Genomic DNA, 23,703 nt, shown 5'->3' with positions numbered 1-23,703 from the left:
GCATTCCCACGCAGAGCGTGGGAACGATCTTGGTCAGTGGTTAAATCAATGTTTCGATCCGCAGCGAATTAGTCGACCCCGGTTGCCCAAACGGCACACCCGCGGTGATCAGCAACGTATCGCCACGCTCGGCCATTCCTTGAGCCTGAGCGATTTCCAGCGCGGTCGAGCACACCTCATCCACCTGACGCAGGCGATCATTGACCACCGAGTGAATGCCCCACGCCACGCTCAAGCGGCGGGCGGTCTGCAGGTTCGGTGTCAGGTTGAGGATCGGCGCCTTTGGCCGCTCCCGCGCCGCACGCAGACTCGATGCACCGGACTCGCTGTAATTGACCAGTACCGCCACCGGCAGCACGTTGCTGATGCGACGGATCGCGCAACTGATCGCATCGGACACGGTCGCTTCGGCTTTCGGCCGGCTGACGTCGAGTTGGGTCTGGTAATCCGGACCGTTCTCCACCTGGCGGATGATCTTGCTCATCATCTGCACGGCTTCCAGCGGGTACTCGCCGGACGCGGTTTCGGCCGACAGCATCACCGCGTCGGCGCCTTCGGCCACGGCGTTGGCCACGTCGGTGACTTCGGCGCGGGTCGGCGCCGGGGAGAAGCGCATCGATTCGAGCATCTGCGTCGCCACCACCACCGGTTTGCCGAGCTGGCGGCATGTGGTGATGATGTTTTTCTGGATCTGCGGCACGCTCTCGGCCGGCACTTCCACGCCGAGGTCACCGCGAGCCACCATGATCGCGTCGCTCAGCTCGGCGATTTCGCGCAGTTGCTCCACGGCTGACGGCTTCTCGATCTTCGCCATCAGGAACGCCTTGTCGCCGATCAGTGCGCGGGCTTCGATAATGTCCTGCGGACGCTGCACGAACGACAGCGCGACCCAGTCCACACCCAGCTCCAGACCGAAGCTCAAGTCGCGGCGATCCTTGGTGGTCAACGGGCTCAGGTCGAGCACCGCTTGCGGCACGTTCACGCCTTTGCGATCCGACAATTCGCCGCCATTGAGCACGGTGGTGTCGATCGCATCGGTGTATTTGGTGACGACGCGCAGACGCAGTTTGCCGTCATCCAGCAGCAGGTCCATCCCGGCTTCCAGCGCGGCGATGATCTCCGGATGCGGCAGGTTCACCCGGCGTTCGTCGCCCGGCGTCGCGTCCAGATCAAGGCGGAACGCCTGACCGCGATGCAACTGAACCTTGCCGTCAGCGAACTTGCCGACCCGCAGCTTCGGCCCTTGCAGGTCCATCAGGATCCCGAGCGGATAGTTGAGCTGGCGCTCGACTTCGCGGATCCACTGATAGCGCTTGGCGTGGTCGGCGTGATCGCCGTGGCTGAAGTTGAGGCGGAAGATATTGACCCCGGCCTCGACCAGCTCGCGGATGTCTTCGATGCCGTCGACGGCAGGCCCGAGGGTGGCGAGGATTTTGACCTTTTTATCAGGCGTCATGATTTAGAGCTCTCGAGGATCAGGATGGCGCGGAAGTCGTTGACGTTGGTGCGGGTCGGCTCGGTGACGATCAGCGCATCGAGCGCCTCGAAGTAGCCGTAACCGTTGTTGTTATCCAGCTCGTCGCTGGCGCTCAGGCCCAGGGCGGCGGCGCGGGCGTAGCTGTCCGGGGTCATGATCGCGCCGGCGTTGTCTTCCGAGCCGTCGATGCCGTCGGTGTCACCGGCCAAGGCATAGACGCCCGGCTGGCCCTTGAGGCTGTCGGTGAGGCTGAGGAGGAACTCGGCGTTGCGTCCGCCACGGCCATTGCCGCGCACGGTCACCGTGGTTTCGCCGCCGGAGAGAATCACGCACGGCGCCGCCAGTGGCTGACCGTGATTAATGATCTGGCGGGCGATGCCGGCGTGGACTTTCGCCACTTCGCGGGATTCGCCTTCCAGGTCACCGAGAATCAGCGTGCTGAAACCGGCCTGACGGCATTTCACCGCTGCGGCATCCAGCGATTGTTGAGGGCGGGCGATCAACTGGAAGTGACTGCGGGTCAGGCTCGGATCACCGGGTTTGACGGTTTCCGATTCCGGGCTTTGCAGCCAGCTGCGCACCGATGCCGGAATCTCGATGCCGTAGCGCTTGATGATCGCCAGCGCTTCGGCGCTGGTGCTCGGGTCGGCCACGGTCGGGCCGGAGGCGATGACCGTGGCGAGGTCGCCCGGTACATCGGAAATCGCATAGGTATAAACAGTCGCCGGCCAGCAGGCCTTGCCCAGGCGTCCGCCCTTGATCGCCGAGAGGTGCTTGCGCACGCAGTTCATCTCGCCGATGGTCGCGCCGGATTTGAGCAGGGCTTTGTTGATCGACTGCTTGTCGGCCAGGGTGATGCCTTCGGCCGGCAGCGCCAGCAGGGCAGAGCCACCGCCGGACAGCAGGAAAATCACGCGGTCGTCTTCGGTCAGGTTGCTGACCAGTTCCAGCACACGTTTGGCCACGGCCAGGCCGGCAGCGTCCGGCACCGGGTGCGCGGCTTCGACCACTTCGATTTTTTCGCACGGGGCGCCGTGACCGTAGCGGGTCACCACGAGGCCCGAGACTTCACCTTCCCAGCATCGCTCGACCACTTGCGCCATGGCGGCGGCGGCCTTGCCGGCGCCGATGACGATCACGCGACCGCTGCGATCGGCAGGCAGATGGGCTTCGAGGACCTGGTTCGGATGGGCCGCGTCGATGGCTGTGGCAAACAGCTCGCGCAGCAGTTGTTGCGGATCGACCGACATGGCGGGCTCCCAATCTTATTGTTCTTGGTTAGTGCAGGTGATCGTTCCCACGCTCTGCGTGGGAATGCCTCAATGGACGCTCTGCGTCCGCTTCGGCAGGGACGCGGAGCGTCCCGGGCTGCATTCCCACGCGGACGGTTCGACGCCTCGACGTGGGAACGAGCGACGGGGCAGGGCTTACTTCTTGTCGCGAATCGAGAAGTTGGCCATGTGTTCCAGGCCCTTGATCAGCGCCGAGTGGTCCCAGTTGCTGCCACCGATGGCCGCGCAGGTGCTGAACACTTGCTGGGCGTTGGCGGTGTTCGGCAGGTTGATGTTCAGCTCCTTGGCGCCTTGCAGGGCCAGGTTCAGGTCCTTCTGGTGCAGGCTGATGCGGAAGCCCGGATCGAAGGTGCCTTTGATCATGCGGTCGCCGTGCACTTCGAGGATCTTCGAGGACGCGAAACCGCCCATCAGCGCTTCACGCACCTTGGCCGGATCGGCACCGTTTTTCGAAGCGAACAGCAGGGCTTCGGCGACGGCCTGAATGTTCAGGGCGACGATGATCTGGTTCGCGACTTTGGCGGTCTGACCGTCGCCATTGCCACCGACCAGGGTGATGTTCTTGCCCATGGCCTGGAACAGCGGCAGTGCGCGTTCGAAGGCATCGGCGTCGCCACCGACCATGATGCTCAGGGTCGCAGCCTTGGCACCGACTTCACCACCGGACACTGGAGCGTCGAGGTATTGCGCGCCTTTTTCGTTGATCTTCGCCGCGAAAGATTTGGTGGCGGTCGGCGAGATCGAGCTCATGTCGATCACCACCTTGCCTTTGCCGATGCCGGCAGCGACGCCGTCGGCGCGGAACAGCACGTCATCGACCTGCGGGGTATCCGGCACCATGACGATGATGAATTCAGCTTCCTGCGCCACTTCGCGCGGGTTGGCCAGGGCGACGGCGCCAGCGGCGACCAGGTCGGCAGGGGCGGCGTCGTGGTGCGCCGACAGGAACAGGCTGTGACCGGCTTTCTGCAGGTTCGCCGCCATTGGGTGGCCCATGATGCCGGTGCCGATGAATCCGATTTTAGCCATGAGAAATTCCTCTTGTTTTTGTCTTGCTCAAGCAAATAGGGGGTCAGATCGCGTTGTGGGTCTTCAGCCAGCCGAGGCCCGCTTCAGTGGTGGTCAGCGGTTTGTACTCGCAGCCGACCCAGCCCTGATAACCGATGCGATCGAGGTGTTCGAACAGGAAGCGGTAGTTGATTTCGCCAGTGCCCGGCTCGTTGCGGCCCGGGTTGTCGGCGAGCTGCACATGGTTGATCTCGGCCAGGTGCGATTGCAGGGTGCGGGCCAGATCGCCTTCCATGATTTGCATGTGATAGATGTCGTATTGCAGGAACAGGTTGGCGCTGCCGACCTGCTCGCGAATCGACAGGGCCTGCGCCGTGTTGTTCAGGTAGAAACCCGGGATGTCGCGGGTGTTGATCGCTTCCATCACCAGTTTGATACCGACGGCTTGCAGCTTGTCGGCGGCGTACTTGAGGTTGGCGACGAAGGTCTTTTCAACGGTGGCATCATCCACGCCCTGCGGACGGATACCGGCCAGGCAGTTGACCTGGGTGTTGCCCAGCACCTGTGCGTAGGCGATGGCCAGATCGACCCCGGCGCGGAATTCTTCGACCCGGTCCGGCAGGCACGCGATACCGCGCTCGCCCTTGGCCCAGTCACCGGCCGGCAGGTTGAACAGCACTTGGGTCAGACCGTTGGCATCGAGTTTGGCCTTGATTTCGGCAGAGCTGAAATCGTAGGGGAACAGGTATTCAACACCGCTGAAGCCGGCCTTGGCGGCGGCGTCGAAACGGGCAAGGAAATCCTGTTCGGTGAACAGCATGGACAGGTTGGCTGCGAAACGCGGCATGGTGGTCTCCCGTTAGAGTGATCGTTCCCGCGCTCGGCGCGGGAACGAACGGCAAGCAGTTTTAATCGAGCAGCGAAATCGCCGTTGGCGCATCGTTGCCGACCAGCGCCAGGTCTTCGAATTCGTTGACGGCGTTGATCTCGGTGCCCATGGAGATGTTGGTCACACGCTCCAGAATGATCTCGACGATCACCGGCACCTTGAACTCTTCGATCATCTGTTCGGCCTTGCGCAGGGCAGGGGCGATTTCAGACGGTTCGAACACACGCAGCGCCTTGCAGCCCAGGCCTTCGGCGACTGCGATGTGGTCGACACCGTAACCGTTGAGTTCCGGCGCGTTCAGGTTATCGAAGGACAGCTGCACGCAGTAGTCCATTTCGAACCCGCGCTGGGCCTGACGGATCAGCCCCAGGTACGAGTTGTTCACCACGACGTGGATGTACGGCAGATTGAACTGAGCGCCGACCGCCAGTTCCTCGATCATGAACTGGAAGTCATAGTCCCCCGACAGGGCCACGACTTTACGGTTCGGATCGGCCTTCACCACGCCCAGCGCTGCCGGAATGGTCCAGCCCAATGGGCCGGCCTGGCCGCAGTTGATCCAGTGACGCGGCTTGTAGACGTGCAGGAACTGCGCGCCGGCAATCTGCGACAGACCGATGGTGCTGACGTAGCAGGTGTCCTTGCCGAACACCTGGTTCATTTCTTCATACACGCGCTGCGGCTTGACCGGCACGTTGTCGAAGTGGGTCTTGCGTTGCAGGCTGGACTTGCGCTGCTGGCAGTCTTGCAGCCATGCACTGCGGTTTTTCAGTTTGCCGGCGGCTTGCCATTCACGAGCGACTTCGATGAACACGGTCAGCGCGGCGGCAGCGTCGGAAACGATGCCCAGGTCCGGGGTGAACACGCGGCCGATCTGGGTGCCTTCGATGTCGACGTGAATGAACTTGCGACCTTCGGTGTACACGTCGACCGAACCGGTGTGACGGTTGGCCCAGCGGTTACCGATGCCCAGCACCACGTCGGATTTCAGCATCGTGGCGTTGCCGTAACGGTGCGAAGTCTGCAGACCGACCATGCCGACCATCAGCGGGTGATCGTCCGGAATGGTGCCCCAGCCCATCAGGGTCGGGATCACCGGGATGCCGGTCAGCTCGGCGAATTCCACCAGCAGATCGCTGGCGTCGGCGTTGATGATGCCGCCACCGGCCACCAGCAATGGACGCTCGGCCTGATCGAGCAGTGCCAGGGCCTTTTCAACCTGCACGCGAGTCGCGCTTGGCTTGGCCAGCGGCAGTGGCTGGTAGGCGTCGATGTCGAATTCGATTTCAGCCATCTGCACGTCGAACGGCAGATCGATCAGCACTGGGCCCGGACGGCCGGAGCGCATTTCAAAGAAGGCTTTCTGGAACGCGTAAGGCACCTGGCCCGGCTCCAGAACGGTGGTTGCCCACTTGGTTACTGGCTTGACGATGCTGGTGATGTCGACCGCCTGGAAGTCTTCCTTGTGCATGCGGGCACGCGGCGCCTGGCCGGTGATGCAGAGGATCGGGATCGAGTCCGCGGAGGCGCTGTACAGACCGGTGACCATGTCGGTGCCGGCAGGGCCGGAAGTGCCGATACACACGCCGATGTTGCCGGCCTTGGTGCGGGTGTAGCCCTCGGCCATGTGCGAGGCGCCTTCAACGTGGCGAGCAAGGACGTGATCGATGCCACCGACTTTCTGCAGGGCGGAATACAGCGGGTTGATTGCAGCGCCCGGAATGCCAAAAGCGGTATCAACCCCTTCACGGCGCATCACCAGAACGGCGGCTTCGATTGCTCTCATTTTGCTCATGGTTTTGTGCCTCTTTACGTTTTGTAATTGTATACAAGTGGCTTTGCGCAGAGTGTATTCACGGCGGACGGCGCAGGTCAATCCATTTTCTCAAGCGGCTGTTTCATTCGTCGGAAGCCTGTTCTGCTGTGGCTTTTCGTCGCATGGAGCGCTTTTCGAGAATTATTGTATACAAAAAAATAATTCATTGTGTTCTATTTGTTGCATCGGGCTGCGGCACAAACGCGCAGCCCAACGGCTTTCCCAATAACAAAATGAGGACGGCACCATGAGCGCTTTAACCTTGAAAGTCGCAGTCAACCTGGTCAACGAAGCCATCAGCGCAGGGCGGGCGATCTCCGCCGCGCCGCTGACCATTGCAGTACTGGACACCGGCGGCCATCTGGTCACCTTGCAACGCGAAGACGGCGCCAGCCTGCTGCGCCCGAACATCGCCATCGGCAAAGCCTGGGGCGCCATCGCTCTGGGCAAGGGCTCACGCCTGCTGGCGCTGGACGCGCAACAACGTCCGGCCTTCATCGCTGCACTCAACAGCATGGGGCAGGGCAGCGTCGTGCCGGCACCGGGTGGTGTGTTGATTCGTGATCAGGCGGGCAACGTGCTGGGAGCGATCGGTATCAGCGGCGATCTGTCGGATGTCGATGAGCAAGTGGCGATCAAGGCTGTGGAGGCCCTGGATCTGCGGGCGGATGCGGGGGTGGCGGCCTGACGGGAACTGAATCACCCCGGTTGGTATTGAGGTGATGACGAATCGGGGTGGCGTCGATAGACTGCCGCCCCGTTTTTGTATCAAGGAAGATCAGCGTGAAGACGCTACTTGGCTTTTCTCTGGCCACGGCCATGACCCTTATCACTCCCTTTCTGCACGCCGCCGAACCGCTGGACGCCGAAGACATCGCGTTCCAGGCGCTGAGCCCGGTGGTTACCGCGCTGATCAATGCCGACGATGTTCCTGAATTGATGGCGCGGGCCGAGAAGCTCGAAGACACCGATACCTTGCAGGCCATTGCGGTTTATCTCGCGGCCACTCGTGAAGACCCCAAGCAGATGCTCGCGCCTTATCAGGTTGCCGCGCTGTTTGCCCGCCGTGGTGACGACAAACTGGCCTTGCGCTTCCTGCAAGAGGCTGACGATCGTGGCATGTGGTTCGGCCCATTGCTGGCCGGCGACGAGGATTTTTCCGACCTGCGCGAGACCGCCACCTACAAAGCCGTATTGGCCAACGCGCAGCAGCGCTACAAGACCATCGCGCCCGGCAAGGTCGGCGCCATTTCAGTGCTCAACCCGTCGGCGGATATTCCCGCGCCCAAGGCGTGCCGTCCGGTGGTGGTCTGGCTGCACGGCTACGGTATCAACGGCGAGCTCGACGAGAGCTACCAACCACTCGCTGATACCGGGGCCATTATCCTTGGCATCAACGGTACCGAGATGATCAATGCGGTGGACAGCTTCCGCTGGATCGGCCCGGGCTTTGAAGGCACCCATAAAACGGTGCAGAACGGCTTGAAGCAATTGGCGGCGCAGCAATGCATCGATCGCAAGCACGTCTACCTGATGGGCTTCTCTCAGGGTTCACAACACGCGGGCGCCTTGCTGGCGCAACATCCGGATGACTACGCGGGTGCTCTGTTGCTGTCACCTGGCGGCCGGCAGCCGACACCGACGGTGAGCAAGGCGCACGGCAAAAGGGTGTTTGTGATCAACGGCAAGATGGAAGGGTCGGGCAATCAGCAGATGGCCACGGATTTCCGCAAGCTGTTCAGTGACGGCAACGAAGTCAAATCCCGTACCCATGAAGGCGGGCATTCCTTCCCGGACGACTGGAGCACCTCCTTGCCGCAAGCGCTGCGCTGGTTGATGGGTAGCGACGCCTGAAACAAAAAAATCGCAGGTCTGGCCACGTCTTCAGGACGCTTTGGCCAGGCCTGCGATTTTTTTTGCGTGTGTGTCGCGCTGTCAGTCCGGTTCGCAGCCCTTGAGGACCAATCGGATGATGGTTTGCGCCGCGGCTTCATAGTCGGCTTCGTCGAGCTTTTCCTTGCCGGTCACGGCGGAGATCTGCCAGTCGAAGTCGGCGTAGGTCTGGGTCGCGGCCCAGATGCTGAACATCAGGTGATTAGGGTCGATCGGGGCGATCTGGCCGCGGTCGATCCAGCTCTGGATGCAGTCGATGTTGTGCTTGGCCTGACTGTTCAGCTGCTCGACCAGGTCGGCGCTCAGGTGCGGGGCGCCGTGCATGATTTCGCTGGCGAACACCTTCGAGGCAAACGGCAGGTCGCGGGAGATGCGGATCTTCGAGCGGATGTAGCCGCTCAGCACTTCGCTCGGTACGCCGTCCGGGTTGAACGGAGTCGAGGCCTGCAGGATCGGCACGATGATGCTTTCCAGAACCTCGCGGTAGAGGTTTTCCTTGGACTTGAAGTAGTAGTAGACGTTGGGCTTGGGCAATCCCGCCTTGGCGGCGATGTCGCTGGTTTTGGTCGCAGCGAAGCCCTTGTCGGCGAACTCCTCACTGGCGGCACGCAGGATCAGTTCTTTGTTGCGCTCGCGGATTGTGCTCATAAACCCGGTGGTTCCTTGCCTGTACTGGCGGTTGCGCATGGTAGCACCGGCCTCGCGCGGCGCTCAACAATGCCCCGTGTGGTCTGCAGTCGCGGTATGCTGCGCGGCATTATTCACATAAGGAAACAAGATTCATGGCAGGAAGCAGTTTGCTGGTGCTGATCGACGACATCGCCACCGTTCTGGATGATGTGGCGTTGATGAGCAAAATGGCCGCCAAGAAGACCGCCGGGGTGCTCGGCGATGACTTGGCGCTCAATGCCCAGCAGGTCTCGGGCGTGCGCGCCGAGCGGGAAATTCCCGTGGTGTGGGCGGTGGCCAAGGGCTCGTTCGTCAACAAGCTGATCCTGGTGCCGTCGGCGCTGGCCATCAGTGCCTTTGTGCCGTGGCTGGTGACGCCGCTGTTGATGGTTGGCGGCGCGTATCTGTGCTTCGAGGGCTTCGAGAAACTCGCGCACCCGCTGCTGCACGGCAAGGACGAAGATCAGGCCGAGCATGCGCAGTTGACTGAAGCGGTGGCCGATCCTGCAACCGATCTGGTGGCCTACGAGAAGGACAAGATCAAAGGCGCAATCCGCACCGACTTCATCCTCTCGGCGGAAATCATTGCCATCACCCTCGGCACCGTGGCCGAGGCTTCGCTGACGCAGCAAGTGATCGTGATGTCGGGTATCGCCATCGTCATGACCGTGGGCGTTTATGGCCTGGTGGCCGGCATCGTCAAACTTGATGACCTCGGCCTGTGGCTGACCCAGAAACCCGGCGCTGCGGCGAAACGCATCGGCAACGCGATCCTGCGCGCCGCGCCTTACATGATGAAAGGCCTGTCGGTGATCGGCACGGCGGCGATGTTCCTGGTTGGCGGCGGCATCCTGACCCATGGCGTACCGGTGGTGCATCACTGGATCGAGAGCATGGGGGCTGCGGCGGGCAGCGTAGGGTTTGCTGTACCCGTGTTGCTCAATGGCGTGGCGGGGGTTGTCGCGGGTGCGGTGGTGCTGGCTGTTGTATCGGTCGTCGGCAAGCTCTGGAAAGCGCTGAAGGGCTGATTTACGGCTCAATGAAAAAGGCCATTCGATTTGCATCGAATGGCCTTTTTTGTGGCTGCCGGTTTTACTCGGCAATCTGCAGTTTGCGCGATTCGGTGTACACGTAGCGCACCTTCTCGTACTCGAACGGCGAGTTCATCTGACCGTAGCGGAAGTGGGTCTGATAGCGCTTGTCGACTGCACGCAGCGCCCAGATTTCCGGGTGGTTTTCGCTGACTTTCGACACGTTCAGGTAGTTGATCGCCGATTCGGCGGTGTAGTCCACGGCGAGGCCGGCGGTGTCGCGGATGTTCGACGGGCCGAGGATCGGCAGTACGAAATAGGCGCCGCCCGGTACGCCGTAGAAGCCCAGGGTCTGGCCGAAGTCTTCGCTCTGGCGCGGCAGGCCCATGGCGGTGGCCGGGTCCCACAGGCCGGCGATGCCGATGGTGGTGTTGAGCAGCAGGCGCGCGGTGGTTTCCATCGAACGCTTGCCCTTGAACTGCAACAGGCTGTTGACCAGGTTCGGCACGTCGCCGAGGTTGTTGAAGAAGTTGCTCACGCCGGAACGCACGAAACCGGGCGTGACGTAGCGATAGCCGTCGACTACCGGCAGGAACACCCATTGGTCGAAGCGGTAGTTGAAGTGGTAGACGCGGCGGTTCCACGATTCCAGCGGGTCATACACGTTCAGCGCGTTGAGCGTCGAGCGTTCGAACTCACGCTGGTCCAGCCCCGGGTTGAACTTGAGTTTGGACAGCGGCTCCTTGAAGCCGTCACTGTCGACTACCACGGGTGCGTTGGCTTTACTGTTGTCGGCCTGGGCCACGCCTGCACAGAGTAACGCTGCAAACAGCAGGAGATATTTAGCCACGGAAGAACTCCAGCATGGCGTCGCTGTTGACGCGGTAGTTAAGGTTGCCGCAATGGCCGCCCAGTGGATAAACCGTCAGGCGATCGCCGAAGGTCTTGCGCAGGAAACCGAGGTCGCCCGGGCCGAGGATCACGTCGTCGGCGTTGTGCATCACGGCGATTTTCGGGCTGTCGTGCAGGTAATCCTTGAGGGCGTACAGGCTGACCTGATCGATCAGTTGCAGCAGGCTGCCGCCGTCGGTGCGGGCGCGCCACATCGGGATCACCTGTTCGGTGAGGTAGCAGTCGAAGTCACATTGCAGCGCACGCTTGAGGAACGGCGTGAGGCTGGTGCCTTCGGTGATCGGGAATTTCGGCGGGGTGATCAGGCCGCGACGGTTGATCAGGTCCGAGGTGAAGGCAATGTCCGCCGCCGAGAAGCGGAACGAGGTGCCGATCAGCATCGCCATCTGCTCGTTGCTCAGGTGCTGCTTGGACTGTTGGAAGTCATAGAGCAGGGCATCGTTGAGATCGATGTAGCCTTTCTGCTGGAAGTAACGGGTCAGCTTGCCCAGCACCAGTTCATAGAACGTGGTGCTGTTGTTGATGCCCTTGACCTCGGTCTGCACCAGCTTGTCGAGGTTGGTGACCGAGGTGTAGAGGTTGACCGGCGGGTTCAGCAACAGGACTTTCTTGAAGTTGAAGCTGCGACGGGTTTCGTCCAGGTGGGCGACGAACGCCGCGTCCAGCGCACCGAGGCTGTAGCCGCTGAGGTAATAGTCGGTGACCGGCAGTTTCGGGTTCTGAGCACGCACGGCCTGCATCACCCGGTACATGTCTTCGGCGTCTTCCTTGGTCACGCCGGGGGTGGCGAAACGCGAGGCGGCGCTCATGAAGTCGAAACTGGTCGGGGAGGACAGCTGCACCACGTGGTAGCCGGCCTTGTAGTAGAGCTTTTTCAGGTATTCGTTGAGGGTGCTGTCATAGCGTGCGCCGGTGCCGGCGATCAGGAAGATCAGCGGGGCGGCCTTGTCCTGGGTGGCGATGCGATACGTCAGTTTTTTCACCGGCCAGAAATTGTCCGGTAGGATGAATTCGCGTTCCGGGCGCAGGGTGACGCTGCGGTCGGTCTGATTGATGTCGTCGTCCGACGGCAACTCCGGGCGCAGGTCCGGTGGCGTGGTGGCGATGGTCGCTTCGAACGGGTTGGTCAGGGGATAGCCATAACTGGCGGCGTCGATATCCACCGCCAGCGCGGACGCACTCAGAATAAGGCCGCCCAGCAGGGCGACGAAGCGCAAGGATCGGAGCATGACTGAATCCCTTAAAGGAAGGTGCCGAATGAGGTTCGCAGGCTATGACCACTGGGTTTGCGCCAAAGTGCCACGCATCGGCACCAATCAGACGGAATTCGGGGTAATAGTAGCCGGACGATACACTTTGCACGGATTGAATGACCAGTTAAGAGTTGTTAGTCCTTGCGTATGTGCGGCGGCAGATTAAGCTGGCCGCCGATTTCATCGTTTGGAGTGTTCCATGTCCCGCCGCTTGCCCGTGATTCTGCTGCTCGTTCTTTTGCCGTTATGGCTGGCCGCCAGTTATGGCGCGCGTTTTGGCTTCATGGAGGACGCGCAGTGGGTGGGCATCTGCGTGGATGAAGCGAGTCGTTGGGAGTGCTCGGTGCGCTCGAACCTTGGCCTGATGATTCATTTCCAGATGCTGGGCTGGGCGGCGATCGCGGCTGCGGTGATCGGTTTTGTCGTGCCGGGGCGGGCAGGGTGGTGGCTGGCGGTGCTGGCGCTGGTGTTCGGGTTTCCGGCGCTGGCTTTGTACAACACCACGCTGGCGGTGTTTGCGGTAGTGATTGCCGGGTTGCGGCTGGTGCGGGAATCGCGCGACGCCAGGTAGTCATGCATCGCGGGCTCGCCCGCGATGCAGTACTTTCAGGTGCTGAAGGTCAGCCTTTGCGAACCCGCAGGCAGCGCCATAGCGCGGCCACCATCAGCACACTGACCAGCGCCCAGCCCCAGGCCTGCTGATTCTGCAGACCTTCACGGTACAACTGCGGCGCAATGCACGCACCGATGATGAAGGTCAGCAGGGCAATCTCCCGGCGGGCCACCGGCACCGGGCGGCACAGGTAAACCAGTGCCGGCAGAATGAACGCCGCACTCGCAAAGCTGCGATAGCGTGGATCGAACACCATCTCCAGCGCCATCACCGCACCCGCGAAACCGACGGCAGCGGCCAGCCAGCCGGCGTGTCGTTCGAAGGCGTTGAAGGCGCGCTCACGCCAGCCGTTGCGGGCGCTCAAGGTCAGCGCGGCGTGTACCAGCACCAGCAAATTCAACGCAGTCAGCAAACCGACCCACACCCATTCGCTGGCGAACCGCGTGGTCAGCCATGCCAGGTTGCCCCAGGCGCCGATCGAGCACGCGGCGAGGGCGCCGAGCAATGGCAGCACCAGCGCTGAACGTGTCGTGCGAATCCGACCGCCAAGCATCAACGTGCCGACAAAGATCAGACCACCGATTCCCAGCCAGCGCGACCAGTCGGGTACGTTCGACACCGGCCCGGCCAGTACGCCTTTGTCCTGACGATCGGCATCGAACAGTCCCCAGTAACCGCCGACCGCGCCTTCGCTGCCGCGCTTCCACGGCTGGTCGAACGCTTCGATCAGGTTGTAATGCCAGCCCTGCTGTTCGGCGAGGGTGACAAAACCACGAATGAACTTGGCTTCGTTGACCCTGCTCGGCAACGCGGTCTCACGCTGGCGGCCTTCGCTCGGCCAGCCGGTTTCGCCAATCATCACGTCCTTGGGCGCGAACTTGTTGCCGAACACCTGACGCACCTCCGCTACGTGTTGCAGGGCGGCGTCGATGTTCGACGGATCATCTTCCCAGTACGGCAGCAAGTGAATGGTCAGGAAATCCACCGCCGGCGCGACTTCCGGGTGCTTGAGCCAGAACTCCCAGACATCGGCGTAGGTCACTGGCTGCTTGATATGGCGCTTGACCTTGTTGATCAGCTTCGCCAATTGCGCCCCGGTGACTTCCTTGCGCAGCAGGGCTTCGTTGCCGACGATCACCGCGCTGACCACATCCGGGTTGGCGTTGGCCGAGGCGATCAGCAGATCGACTTCTTTCTCGGTGTCCACCGGGTTGCTGTTGACCCAGGCGCCGATCATCAGCTTCAAGCCATGCTTGCGCGCCAGATCAGGCAGGGCTTCGAGGCCGGTCATGGAATAGGTGCGGATGCATTCGAAACGAGTCGCGAGCAGGGCGAGATCGGCGTCCATGCGCTCCGGGCGCAGTCGGAACGGTACGTCGAACGGCGACTGATCCTTGTCGAACGGGGTGTAGGAGGCGCACTGCAACTTGTGGGTCGGGGTGGCGACGTCCGGCAGGATCACCGGTTTGCCGAGGCCGTACCAGAAGCCGCAAAGCGCAAACAGGCCAAGCAGGCAGGCGAACAGATAAGGAAGAAAAGGGAAGCGGGAGGATGCGGACATGGTCAGGCCGAGTGGCTGCAAAGCGACGCATGTTACCTGCATTTATAGAGGGGTTGGTGGCCCGCATGATTTTGACATGCAAAGTTTGGGCGGATTGTCTGGCGCCAATTATTCAGGCGCAGTTAATGGCTTTCTGATGTCGTTTCTCGTTGCTTCGAGGTCGCTGGCAGAGCAGGTCGCTGAGTGCGTCAGGTTGATGATCGAACTCATCAGTACTCCGCTGATGTTCGAACGAGTTTGCGGTCAGGCGTGATGGGGGCGCTGTGCACCATAACAATACGTTGACGATGCCCGGCATCCGTCGGGCGCAGCATTTCGGGGAAGTAACGATGAAGATGCGACGACTTTTAGGCGCAGGTGCCGCTCTGGTGCTTGCGATGAGCTCCACTTTCGCCAGCGCTGAAAAACAGACCCTGAACATCGGTTACGTTGACGGCTGGTCCGACAGCGTGGCGACCACCCACGTGGCGGCCGAAGTGATCAAGCAGAAACTCGGCTATGACGTGAAGCTCCAGGCCGTCGCTACTGGGATCATGTGGCAGGGCGTTGCCACCGGCAAACTCGACGCCATGCTGTCGGCCTGGCTGCCTGTGACCCACGGCGAATACTGGACGAAGAACAAGGATCTGGTCGTCGATTACGGCCCGAACTTCAAGGACGCGAAAATCGGCCTGATCGTGCCGGAGTACGTCAAAGCCAAGACCATTGAAGACCTGAAGACCGACGACAGCTTCAAGAAACGCATCGTCGGCATCGACGCCGGTTCAGGCGTGATGCTCAAGACCGACCAGGCGATCAAGGATTACGACCTGACCGGCTATCAACTCAAGGCCAGTTCCGGCGCCGGCATGATTGCCGAGCTGACCCGTGCCGAGAAAAAGAACGAATCCATTGCCGTGACCGGTTGGGTGCCGCACTGGATGTTCGCCAAGTGGAAACTGCGCTTCCTCGACGACCCGAAAGGCGTGTATGGCGCAGCTGAAACCGTGAACAGCATCGGCAGCAAGGAACTGGCGACCAAGGCGCCGGAAGTGGCCAAGTTCTTGAAGAACTTCCAGTGGGCGTCGAAAGACGAAATCGGCGAAGTCATGCTGGCGATTCAGGACGGCGCCAAACCTGACGCAGCGGCCAAGGATTGGGTGGCCAAACACCCGGATCGCGTGGCTGACTGGACCAAGTAATATAAGTCGAAGCGTCTAGTCTGCGCTTCCCAGGGCCGCCCGGCGTCACAGCCGGGTGGCCTTTTTTATGGCGCTTCTTTTTATAGGGAAAGTGGGCCGTTTTCGGGCGGTCTGGAAATTGGCAAAAACGCCATGGCGTTCTACTACTAAGGTCGTCTGGAAGCCGGCTCGCAGCCGCATAGAGTGGCTATGTTCCAAAAATAAAAATCTGTGCTGCGAGGATAAAAACAATGAACGACAGCATTTACCTCTCTATTCAGAACAGCCCGCGCTTCAAGGAGCTGGTGAAAAAAAGGGAAAGGTTCGCCTGGATACTCTCGGCGATCATGCTAGGGCTCTACTCCGGATTCATCCTGCTGATCGCGTACGGGCCACAAGTGCTCGGGACCAAAATCAGTGCCGGCTCATCGATCACCTGGGGCATCCCCATCGGTGTCGGGCTGATTGTCTCGGCCTTCGTCCTGACCGGCATCTACGTACGCCGCGCCAATGGCGAGTTCGACGACCTGAACAATGCGATTCTCAAGGAGGCTCAGCAATGATCCGGCGTCTACTGGCTCTTTTGAGCATCGCAGCGTTCGCTCCGGCCGCCTGGGCCGCTGACGCCCTGACCGGCGAAGTCCACAAACAACCGCTCAACGTTTCCGCGATCGTCATGTTCGTGGTGTTCGTCGGCGCGACCCTGTGCATCACCTACTGGGCGTCCAAACGCAACAAGTCGGCTGCCGATTACTATGCGGCAGGCGGCAAGATCACCGGTTTCCAGAACGGTCTGGCGATTGCCGGTGACTACATGTCGGCGGCGTCCTTCCTGGGGATTTCCGCGCTGGTGTTCACCTCCGGCTACGACGGCCTGATCTACTCGATCGGCTTCTTGGTGGGTTGGCCGATCATTCTGTTCCTGATCGCCGAACGTCTGCGCAACCTGGGTAAATACACCTTTGCCGACGTGGCGTCCTACCGCCTCGGGCAAACCCAGATCCGCACGCTGTCGGCCTGCGGCTCGCTGGTGGTGGTGGCGTTCTACCTGATCGCGCAAATGGTCGGTGCCGGCAAGCTGATCCAGCTGCTGTTCGGTCTCGACTACCACGTTGCGGTGATTCTGGTCGGTATCCTGATGTGCCTCTACGTGCTGTTCGGCGGCATGCTGGCGACCACCTGGGTGCAGATCATCAAGGCCGTGCTGTTGCTGTCCGGTGCCTCGTTCATGGCGCTGATGGTGATGAAGCACGTCAACTTCGACTTCAACACCCTGTTCTCCGAAGCCATCAAGGTTCACGCCAAGGGCGAAGCGATCATGAGCCCCGGCGGTCTGGTGAAAGACCCGATCTCGGCGTTCTCCCTCGGCCTGGCACTGATGTTCGGTACCGCTGGCCTGCCACACATCCTGATGCGCTTCTTCACCGTGAGTGATGCGAAAGAAGCGCGTAAGAGCGTGCTGTATGCCACCGGTTTCATTGGCTACTTCTACATCCTGACCTTCATCATCGGCTTCGGCGCGATCCTGCTGGTCAGCACCAACCCGGCGTTCAAGGATGCAGCGGGGGCTCTGCTCGGCGGCAACAACATGGCGGCGGTGCACCTGGCCAACGCCGTGGGCGGCAGCATCTTCCTCGGCTTCATCTCGGCCGTGGCGTTCGCGACCATTCTGGCGGTAGTGGCCGGTCTGACCCTGTCCGGTGCTTCGGCGGTGTCTCACGACCTGTACGCCAGTGTGATCAAGAAAGGCAAAGCCAACGACAAGGATGAGATTCGCGTTTCGAAGATCACCACCATCGCACTGGGCATCCTGGCCATCGGCCTGGGCATTCTGTTCGAAAGCCAGAACATTGCGTTCATGGTCGGCCTGGCGTTCTCCATCGCGGCGAGCTGCAACTTCCCGGTGCTGCTGCTTTCGATGTACTGGAAGAAGCTGACCACTCGTGGCGCGATGATTGGCGGCTGGCTGGGTCTGGTGAGTGCGGTGGGGCTGATGATTCTTGGCCCGACCATCTGGGTGCAGATTCTGCATCACGAGAAGGCGATTTTCCCTTACGAGTATCCGGCGCTGTTTTCGATGATCATTGCGTTTATCGGGATCTGGTTCTTCTCGGTTACCGATAAATCGGCGGCGGCAGAGAATGAGCGTGCGCTGTTCTTCCCGCAGTTTGTGCGTTCGCAGACGGGGTTGGGGGCTAGTGGGGCGGTTTCGCACTGAGGCTTCCAGGTTGAATATGTAGGTTGAGTTGGATGGAAATGCCCTGGTCGAGAGATTGGGGCATTTTTTTTGGTTTTTTTTGATTGAGTACATATCCGTTGCTTCGGGTGCTTCCGCTGGCAGTTTCGCTCTTACAGCGAGTCACTTTTGACAAACGCCTCAAAAGTAACCAAAAAGTCTAAGCCCCGGCGTACGGCACTTCGCTTAGGCTCAGTGTTCCCTCGCTACGGTGTCCATCAGGGGGCATCGCCTACGGTTTGCTTCGCTGCACCTCCTCTCGATGTATGCGGCTTCGCCGCACGGCGCTGCGCGCCTACCCCCTGATGAACACCTCCGCTCGGCCTGCCGAAGGGGCAAAAAATCAAAAGCCAGAGCCAGAGCAAAAGCCAGATCAAAAGCCCCTCACCACGATGAGCGTTAGCTCAAGTACTGCTTTTGATCGCAAGGCCCGTCGGCAGGCTGAGTGGAGGGATTGATTCGGGGTGGGAGCGCAGCGACCGTTTGGCGAAGCCAAACACATCGAGAGGAGGTGCAGCGAAGCAAACCGGAGGCGATGTCCCCGGATCGATCCCGGAGCGAAGGAACCCGAGCCACAGCGAGGGCCGAACGTCAGGGTAAAGCCTTTTTGGTTACTTTTTTGGCGTTTGAAAAAAGTGACCCGCCGTAAGGGCGGAACCCTAAGAAGTCGTCACCGCAGCAACGGATATGCCCCCAATCCAAAAACGAAAAACGGCCCCCATTCACATGGAGGCCGTTCCCGTTACAACTTAAGACGTTATCGCAAGACAGGTCTTATTTGCGATCTTCCAGCTTGGTAATGTCACGCGACTCGTAGCCGGTGTACAGCTGACGCGGACGGCCAATCTTGTACGGGCTGGAGAGCATTTCCTTCCAGTGCGAGATCCAGCCGACAGTACGTGCCAGGGCGAAGATCACGGTGAACATGCTGGTCGGAATGCCGATCGCCTTGAGGATGATCCCCGAGTAGAAGTCGACGTTCGGGTACAGCGAGCGTTCGATGAAGTACGGGTCGGTCAGGGCGATCTCTTCCAGGCGCATCGCCAGTTCGAGTTGCGGATCGTTCTGGATGCCCAGTTCCTTCAACACTTCGTCGCAGGTCTGCTTCATCACGGTCGCACGTGGGTCGCGGTTCTTGTAGACGCGGTGACCGAAGCCCATCAGCTTGAACGGATCGTTCTTGTCCTTGGCCTTGGCGATGAACTTGTCGATGTTCGAGACATCGCCGATTTCATCGAGCATGGTCAGCACGGCTTCGTTCGCACCGCCGTGGGCAGGGCCCCACAGTGCGGCGATACCGGCGGCGATACAGGCGAACGGGTTGGCGCCCGAGGAACCGGCCAGACGCACGGTGGAGGTCGAAGCGTTCTGCTCGTGGTCGGCGTGGAGGATGAAGATCCGGTCCATGGCCTTGGCGAGTACCGGGCTGATCGGTTTGATCTCGCACGGGGTGTTGAACATCATGTGCAGGAAGTTTTCCGCGTACGACAGGTCGTTGCGCGGGTACATCATGGGTTGGCCCATGGAGTACTTGTAAACCATCGCGGCCAGGGTCGGCATCTTGGCAACCAGGCGGATCGCGGAGATTTCGCGATGCTGCGGGTTATTGATGTCGAGGGAGTCGTGGTAGAAGGCCGAGAGGGCGCCGACTACACCACACATGACGGCCATCGGGTGGGCGTCACGGCGGAAGCCGTTGAAGAAGGTTTTCAGCTGCTCGTGAACCATGGTGTGGTTCTTCACGGTGCCGACGAACTGGGCCTTTTGCTCTGCAGTCGGCAGTTCGCCGTTCAGCAGCAGGTAGCAGGTTTCCAGGTAGTCCGACTTTTCAGCCAGTTGTTCGATCGGGTAGCCGCGGTGCAGCAGGATGCCGTTGTCACCATCGATATAGGTGATCTTCGATTCGCAGGAAGCGGTCGACATGAAACCGGGGTCGAAAGTGAAGCGGCCCGTGGCCGTCAGGCCCCGAACATCGATTACATCGGGACCAACGGTGCCGGTTAAAATGGGCAGCTCGACGGGGGCTGCGCCCTCGATGATCAACTGCGCTTTTTTGTCAGCCATGTGGCCTCCTATTTATGCTTGAAATCATCAGACAGACCCCCCACGCAGGGCCCGCACCACTATAGTGAGATAAATTCGAATGTCAATTTGCCTAAAGTCTTGCTCCAGAAGGCTTTAACCGCACTTTTTCCTCGAAATTGACTGCCATTTACGCCTTTTATACAACTTGTGCAATCAGCTATTGGGGGTAGGCGATTGCGTTGTCATTAGTAGCCTAACTGTCTATACTCGGCGACCGACCGCCAAGGGCTTTTGGGCTTGCTTTCATTGGGGGTCGCATCCCTGGGTGGTGGTTACCTGACCAGTGCACTCCCCAACAACTTTGCCCTGATTGTTAGGGGCTCTTCAGTGTGAAAAAAAAGCCGTGAAAAGCCAACGACCTGTAAACCTAGACCTAAGGACCATCAAACTCCCCATCACCGGCGTTACGTCGTTTCTTCACCGTGTTTCCGGCATCATCCTCTTCCTGGGCCTTGGCATCATGCTTTATGCATTGGGCAAATCCCTGGGTTCCGAGGAAGGTTATGTCGAGGTGAAGGCATGCTTGACCAGCCCGCTGGCCAAGTTCGTAGCATGGGGCCTCCTGTCCGCTCTGCTGTATCACCTGGTTGCCGGTGTGCGCCACTTGATCATGGACATGGGCATCGGTGAGACGCTGGAAGGCGGCCGCCTGGGCTCGAAAATTATCATCGCCGTTTCCGTGGTGCTGATCGTTCTGGCAGGAGTTTGGATATGGTAACCAGCGTTACGAACCTTTCGCGTTCGGGCCTCTATGACTGGATGGCACAACGTGTGTCTGCGGTTGTTCTCGCGGCTTATTTCATCTTCCTGATCGGCTACCTCGCCGCTCACCCGGGCATTGGCTATGAACAATGGCATGGCCTGTTCGCCCACAACGGAATGCGTATCTTCAGTCTGCTGGCACTGGTTGCCCTGGGCGCTCACGCCTGGGTCGGCATGTGGACCATCGCGACCGACTACCTGACGCCGATGGCGCTGGGCAAGTCCGCGACTGCAGTACGTTTCCTTTTCCAGGCAGTATGCGGCGTTGCGATGTTCGCTTACTTCGTCTGGGGTGTGCAGATTCTCTGGGGTATCTGAGTCATGGCTAACATTCCAACGATTTCTTTCGACGCCATCATTATTGGTGGTGGCGGTGCCGGCATGCGCGCTGCGTTGCAGCTGGCACAGGGTGGTCACAAGACTGCCGTGATCACCAAGGTCTTCCCGACCCGTTCGCACACTGTATCCGCCCAGGGCGGCATCACCTGCGCCATCGCGTCCGCTGACCCGAACGATGACTGGCGCTGGCACATGTACGATACCGTCAAGGGTTCCGACTACATCGGTGACCAGGACGCTATCGAATACATGTGTCAGGAAGGCCCGGCTGCCGTTTTCGAGCTGGACCACATGGGTCTGCCGTTCTCGCGTACCGAGCAAGGCCGTATCTACCAGCGTCCGTTCGGCGGTCAGTCGAAGGATTACGGTAAAGGCGGGCAGGCTGCCCGTACTTGCGCCGCATCCGACCGTACCGGTCACGCGCTGCTGCACACCCTTTATCAGGGCAACCTGAAAGCCGGTACCACGTTCCTGAACGAGTACTACGCTGTCGACCTGGTGAAAAACCAGGAAGGCGAATTCGTCGGTGTGATCGCAATCTGCATCGAAACCGGCGAAACCACCTACATCCGCGCGAAAGCCACCGTACTGGCGACCGGCGGTGCAGGTCGTATCTATGCATCCACCACCAACGCCCTGATCAACACCGGTGACGGCGTCGGCATGGCTCTGCGTGCTGGCGTGCCGGTACAAGACATCGAAATGTGGCAGTTCCACCCGACCGGCATCGCCGGCGCCGGTGTACTGGTTACAGAAGGCTGCCGTGGTGAAGGTGGTTACCTGATCAACAAGCACGGCGAGCGTTTCATGGAGCGTTACGCTCCGAACGCCAAAGACCTGGCTGGTCGTGACGTGGTTGCCCGTTCGATGGTTAAAGAAATCATCGCCGGCAACGGTTGCGGTCCGAATGGCGACCACGTAATGCTCAAACTCGACCACCTGGGCGAGGAAGTGCTGCACAGCCGTCTGCCAGGCATCTGCGAACTGTCGAAGACTTTCGCTCACGTTGACCCGGTGGTTGCTCCGGTTCCGGTTGTTCCGACTTGCCACTATATGATGGGCGGCGTTGCCACCAACATTCATGGCCAGGCGATCACCCAGGACGCCGAAGGCGTGGATCAGATCATTCCTGGTCTGTTCGCGGTCGGTGAAGTGGCTTGCGTATCGGTTCACGGCGCCAACCGTCTGGGCGGCAACTCGCTGCTCGACCTGGTGGTCTTCGGTCGCGCTGCCGGCCTGCACCTCGAAAAAGCGCTGACTGACGGCATCGAATACGATGACGCCACCGAAGCCGACATCGAAGCTGCACTGTCGCGCCTGAACGCACTGAACAACCGTACCGACGGCGAAGACGTCGCTACCCTGCGTCGCGAGCTGCAAAGCTGCATGCAGAACTACTTCGGTGTATTCCGTACCGGCGAATACATGCAGAAAGGTATTGCCCAGCTGGCTGATCTGCGCAAGCGCATCGCGAATGTGAAGATCAACGATAAGTCGCAGGCGTTCAACACTGCACGTATCGAGGCGCTGGAACTGCAAAACCTGCTGGAAGTGGCTGAAGCTACCGCCATCGCTGCCGAAGTACGTAAAGAGTCCCGCGGCGCTCACGCCCGTGAAGACTTCGAAGATCGTGACGACGAAAACTGGCTGTGCCACACCCTGTACTTCCCGGGTGACAAGCGCGTCACCAAGCGTGCCGTGAACTTCTCGCCGAAGACTGTTCCGACTTTCGAACCAAAAGTCCGGACTTATTAAGGGTGACCGCCATGTTGCAAGTCAGTGTTTATCGTTACAACCCTGATCAGGACGCTGCGCCGTTCATGCAGGAATTCCAGGTCGATACCGGTGGTAAAGACCTGATGGTGCTGGACGTGCTGGCCCTGATCAAAGAGCAGGACGAGGGTTTCTCCTATCGTCGCTCTTGCCGTGAAGGTGTCTGCGGCTCCGACGGCATGAACATCAACGGCAAGAACGGCCTGGCGTGCATCACGCCGCTGTCCGCTGTCGTCAAAGGTAACAAGTTGATCGTTCGTCCTCTGCCAGGTTTGCCGGTTATCCGTGACCTGGTTGTCGATATGAGCATCTTCTACAAGCAATACGAGAAGGTTAAGCCATTCCTGCAGAACGACACGCCGGCTCCGGCCATCGAGCGTCTGCAGTCCCCTGAAGAGCGTGAAAAGCTCGACGGTCTGTACGAGTGCATCCTGTGCGCCTGCTGCTCGACCTCTTGCCCGTCCTTCTGGTGGAACCCGGACAAGTTCCTGGGTCCAGCTGCCCTGCTGCAAGCGTACCGCTTCCTGGCAGACAGCCGTGACACCAAGACGTCCGAGCGTCTGGCGTCCCTCGATGACCCGTTCAGCGTCTTCCGCTGCCGGGGCATCATGAACTGCGTCAACGTATGTCCGAAAGGCCTGAACCCGACTAAGGCCATCGGTCACATCCGTAACATGCTGCTTTCGAGCGGCGTGTGATTCAGAAGCTGTAAAAGTAGTACTGCTTCACCGTAGAGGCTGTGGCGCGGGCTTCAACCCGCGCCAGAGCTATAACCAGAGCAACAGCCATAAGCTGCGGCTCTTATTTTGAAGAAATGAGACAAGCAGGGGCATCCGGGCTGGTACCCGGACTATCAGTGTGATCCTAAGTGGCTTGTTTTGGTCGCTGCATTCGGACTTCTGCAAGTTTGCTCGGTGTCGACACCGATGGTGTT

At 60.3% G+C, this 23,703-nt stretch carries 21 protein-coding genes; 11 read left to right on the top strand and 10 right to left on the bottom strand.

The features are described 5' to 3' along the window. Nucleotides 1–40: 40 nt before the first annotated feature. The 5 genes from pyk to gcl form a co-directional block, all read right to left on the bottom strand. On the bottom strand, nucleotides 41–1,456 hold the full coding sequence (gene pyk, locus AC07N4_RS06605) for a pyruvate kinase (RefSeq protein WP_096822137.1): 1,416 nt from the start codon (nucleotides 1,454–1,456) through the stop codon (nucleotides 41–43). Beyond that, a complete protein-coding gene (locus AC07N4_RS06600) occupies nucleotides 1,453–2,727 on the bottom strand; it encodes a glycerate kinase type-2 family protein (RefSeq protein ID WP_493065515.1) in 1,275 nt (424 codons plus the stop codon). The genes pyk and AC07N4_RS06600 overlap by 4 nt, the downstream gene beginning before the upstream one ends. A gap of 177 nt (nucleotides 2,728–2,904) precedes the next feature. Then, complete coding sequence (locus AC07N4_RS06595) at nucleotides 2,905–3,798, bottom strand: 2-hydroxy-3-oxopropionate reductase (protein WP_273537141.1); 894 nt, start codon at nucleotides 3,796–3,798, stop codon at nucleotides 2,905–2,907. Between the two features lie 43 nt (nucleotides 3,799–3,841). Further along, on the bottom strand, nucleotides 3,842–4,624 hold the full coding sequence (gene hyi / locus AC07N4_RS06590; protein ID WP_007959286.1) for a hydroxypyruvate isomerase: 783 nt from the start codon (nucleotides 4,622–4,624) through the stop codon (nucleotides 3,842–3,844). A 61-nt stretch (nucleotides 4,625–4,685) separates the two neighbouring features. Then, nucleotides 4,686–6,461: a glyoxylate carboligase gene (gene gcl, locus AC07N4_RS06585; protein ID WP_102620361.1), complete on the bottom strand. Its 1,776-nt coding sequence runs from the start codon at nucleotides 6,459–6,461 to the stop codon at nucleotides 4,686–4,688. A 268-nt stretch (nucleotides 6,462–6,729) separates the two neighbouring features. On the opposite strand from gcl, the gene AC07N4_RS06580 reads away from it, so the two are divergent. Both AC07N4_RS06580 and AC07N4_RS06575 read left to right on the top strand, forming a co-directional pair. After that, nucleotides 6,730–7,170, top strand: coding sequence for a GlcG/HbpS family heme-binding protein (locus AC07N4_RS06580; RefSeq protein WP_085710524.1), 441 nt, complete (start codon nucleotides 6,730–6,732; stop codon nucleotides 7,168–7,170). Nucleotides 7,171–7,265: 95 nt separating this feature from the next. Next, complete coding sequence (locus AC07N4_RS06575; RefSeq protein WP_493065516.1) at nucleotides 7,266–8,336, top strand: alpha/beta hydrolase-fold protein; 1,071 nt, start codon at nucleotides 7,266–7,268, stop codon at nucleotides 8,334–8,336. Nucleotides 8,337–8,417: 81 nt separating this feature from the next. On the opposite strand, the gene AC07N4_RS06570 is transcribed toward AC07N4_RS06575, so the two are convergent. Beyond that, nucleotides 8,418–9,023 (bottom strand): TetR/AcrR family transcriptional regulator, encoded by a 606-nt coding sequence (locus tag AC07N4_RS06570; RefSeq protein ID WP_096822132.1) that lies wholly within the window; start codon nucleotides 9,021–9,023, stop codon nucleotides 8,418–8,420. A 134-nt stretch (nucleotides 9,024–9,157) separates the two neighbouring features. Here AC07N4_RS06570 and AC07N4_RS06565 point away from each other — a divergent pair, with 134 nt between their 5' ends. Beyond that, nucleotides 9,158–10,072, top strand: coding sequence for a DUF808 domain-containing protein (locus tag AC07N4_RS06565; RefSeq protein ID WP_102620363.1), 915 nt, complete (start codon nucleotides 9,158–9,160; stop codon nucleotides 10,070–10,072). 64 nt (nucleotides 10,073–10,136) lie between these two features. Here the strand turns inward: AC07N4_RS06565 and AC07N4_RS06560 are convergent, their stop codons facing one another. Together AC07N4_RS06560 and AC07N4_RS06555 are read right to left on the bottom strand one after the other, a co-directional pair. Beyond that, nucleotides 10,137–10,925: an MlaA family lipoprotein gene (locus tag AC07N4_RS06560; protein ID WP_096822130.1), complete on the bottom strand. Its 789-nt coding sequence runs from the start codon at nucleotides 10,923–10,925 to the stop codon at nucleotides 10,137–10,139. Continuing rightward, entirely contained in the window at nucleotides 10,918–12,216 is a 1,299-nt protein-coding gene (locus AC07N4_RS06555; RefSeq protein WP_096822129.1) for a serine/threonine protein kinase, read from the bottom strand. The genes AC07N4_RS06560 and AC07N4_RS06555 overlap by 8 nt, the downstream gene beginning before the upstream one ends. Nucleotides 12,217–12,439: 223 nt before the next feature. On the opposite strand from AC07N4_RS06555, the gene AC07N4_RS06550 reads away from it, so the two are divergent. After that, nucleotides 12,440–12,811 carry a hypothetical protein gene (locus AC07N4_RS06550; protein WP_102620364.1) on the top strand — a complete coding sequence of 124 codons (372 nt, stop codon included), beginning with the start codon at nucleotides 12,440–12,442 and terminating at the stop codon, nucleotides 12,809–12,811. 49 nt (nucleotides 12,812–12,860) lie between these two features. On the opposite strand, the gene AC07N4_RS06545 is transcribed toward AC07N4_RS06550, so the two are convergent. Further along, nucleotides 12,861–14,456, bottom strand: coding sequence for a glycoside hydrolase family 17 protein (locus AC07N4_RS06545; protein ID WP_493065517.1), 1,596 nt, complete (start codon nucleotides 14,454–14,456; stop codon nucleotides 12,861–12,863). 287 nt (nucleotides 14,457–14,743) lie between these two features. Here AC07N4_RS06545 and AC07N4_RS06540 point away from each other — a divergent pair, with 287 nt between their 5' ends. From AC07N4_RS06540 to AC07N4_RS06530, 3 genes are all read left to right on the top strand, one after another. After that, on the top strand, nucleotides 14,744–15,595 hold the full coding sequence (locus AC07N4_RS06540; protein ID WP_096822126.1) for a glycine betaine ABC transporter substrate-binding protein: 852 nt from the start codon (nucleotides 14,744–14,746) through the stop codon (nucleotides 15,593–15,595). Between the two features lie 230 nt (nucleotides 15,596–15,825). Further along, entirely contained in the window at nucleotides 15,826–16,137 is a 312-nt protein-coding gene (locus tag AC07N4_RS06535; protein WP_096822125.1) for a DUF485 domain-containing protein, read from the top strand. After that, nucleotides 16,134–17,792, top strand: coding sequence for a cation acetate symporter (locus AC07N4_RS06530; protein WP_493065518.1), 1,659 nt, complete (start codon nucleotides 16,134–16,136; stop codon nucleotides 17,790–17,792). The genes AC07N4_RS06535 and AC07N4_RS06530 overlap by 4 nt, the downstream gene beginning before the upstream one ends. A 792-nt stretch (nucleotides 17,793–18,584) precedes the next feature. Here the strand turns inward: AC07N4_RS06530 and gltA are convergent. Further along, nucleotides 18,585–19,874: a citrate synthase gene (gene gltA / locus AC07N4_RS06525; RefSeq protein ID WP_007959044.1), complete on the bottom strand. Its 1,290-nt coding sequence runs from the start codon at nucleotides 19,872–19,874 to the stop codon at nucleotides 18,585–18,587. Between the two features lie 364 nt (nucleotides 19,875–20,238). Between gltA and sdhC the strand changes: the two genes are divergently transcribed. The 4 genes from sdhC to AC07N4_RS06505 are packed head-to-tail and all read left to right on the top strand — an operon-like array spanning nucleotide 20,239 to nucleotide 23,467. Then, nucleotides 20,239–20,613 (top strand): succinate dehydrogenase, cytochrome b556 subunit, encoded by a 375-nt coding sequence (gene sdhC / locus AC07N4_RS06520; RefSeq protein WP_055137330.1) that lies wholly within the window; start codon nucleotides 20,239–20,241, stop codon nucleotides 20,611–20,613. Further along, nucleotides 20,607–20,975, top strand: coding sequence for a succinate dehydrogenase, hydrophobic membrane anchor protein (sdhD, locus tag AC07N4_RS06515; RefSeq protein WP_085710546.1), 369 nt, complete (start codon nucleotides 20,607–20,609; stop codon nucleotides 20,973–20,975). The genes sdhC and sdhD overlap by 7 nt, the downstream gene beginning before the upstream one ends. A gap of 3 nt (nucleotides 20,976–20,978) precedes the next feature. Beyond that, complete coding sequence (gene sdhA, locus AC07N4_RS06510) at nucleotides 20,979–22,751, top strand: succinate dehydrogenase flavoprotein subunit (protein WP_085608857.1); 1,773 nt, start codon at nucleotides 20,979–20,981, stop codon at nucleotides 22,749–22,751. 11 nt (nucleotides 22,752–22,762) lie between these two features. After that, nucleotides 22,763–23,467, top strand: coding sequence for a succinate dehydrogenase iron-sulfur subunit (locus AC07N4_RS06505; RefSeq protein WP_007959035.1), 705 nt, complete (start codon nucleotides 22,763–22,765; stop codon nucleotides 23,465–23,467). The last annotated feature ends 236 nt before the right edge of the window (nucleotides 23,468–23,703 follow it).

It is taken from the genome of Pseudomonas sp. GW821-FHT09E04, assembly GCF_059416185.1.
The sequence above is the reverse complement of the archived record's forward strand: the minus strand, read 5'-3'. Positions and strand labels throughout refer to the sequence as shown.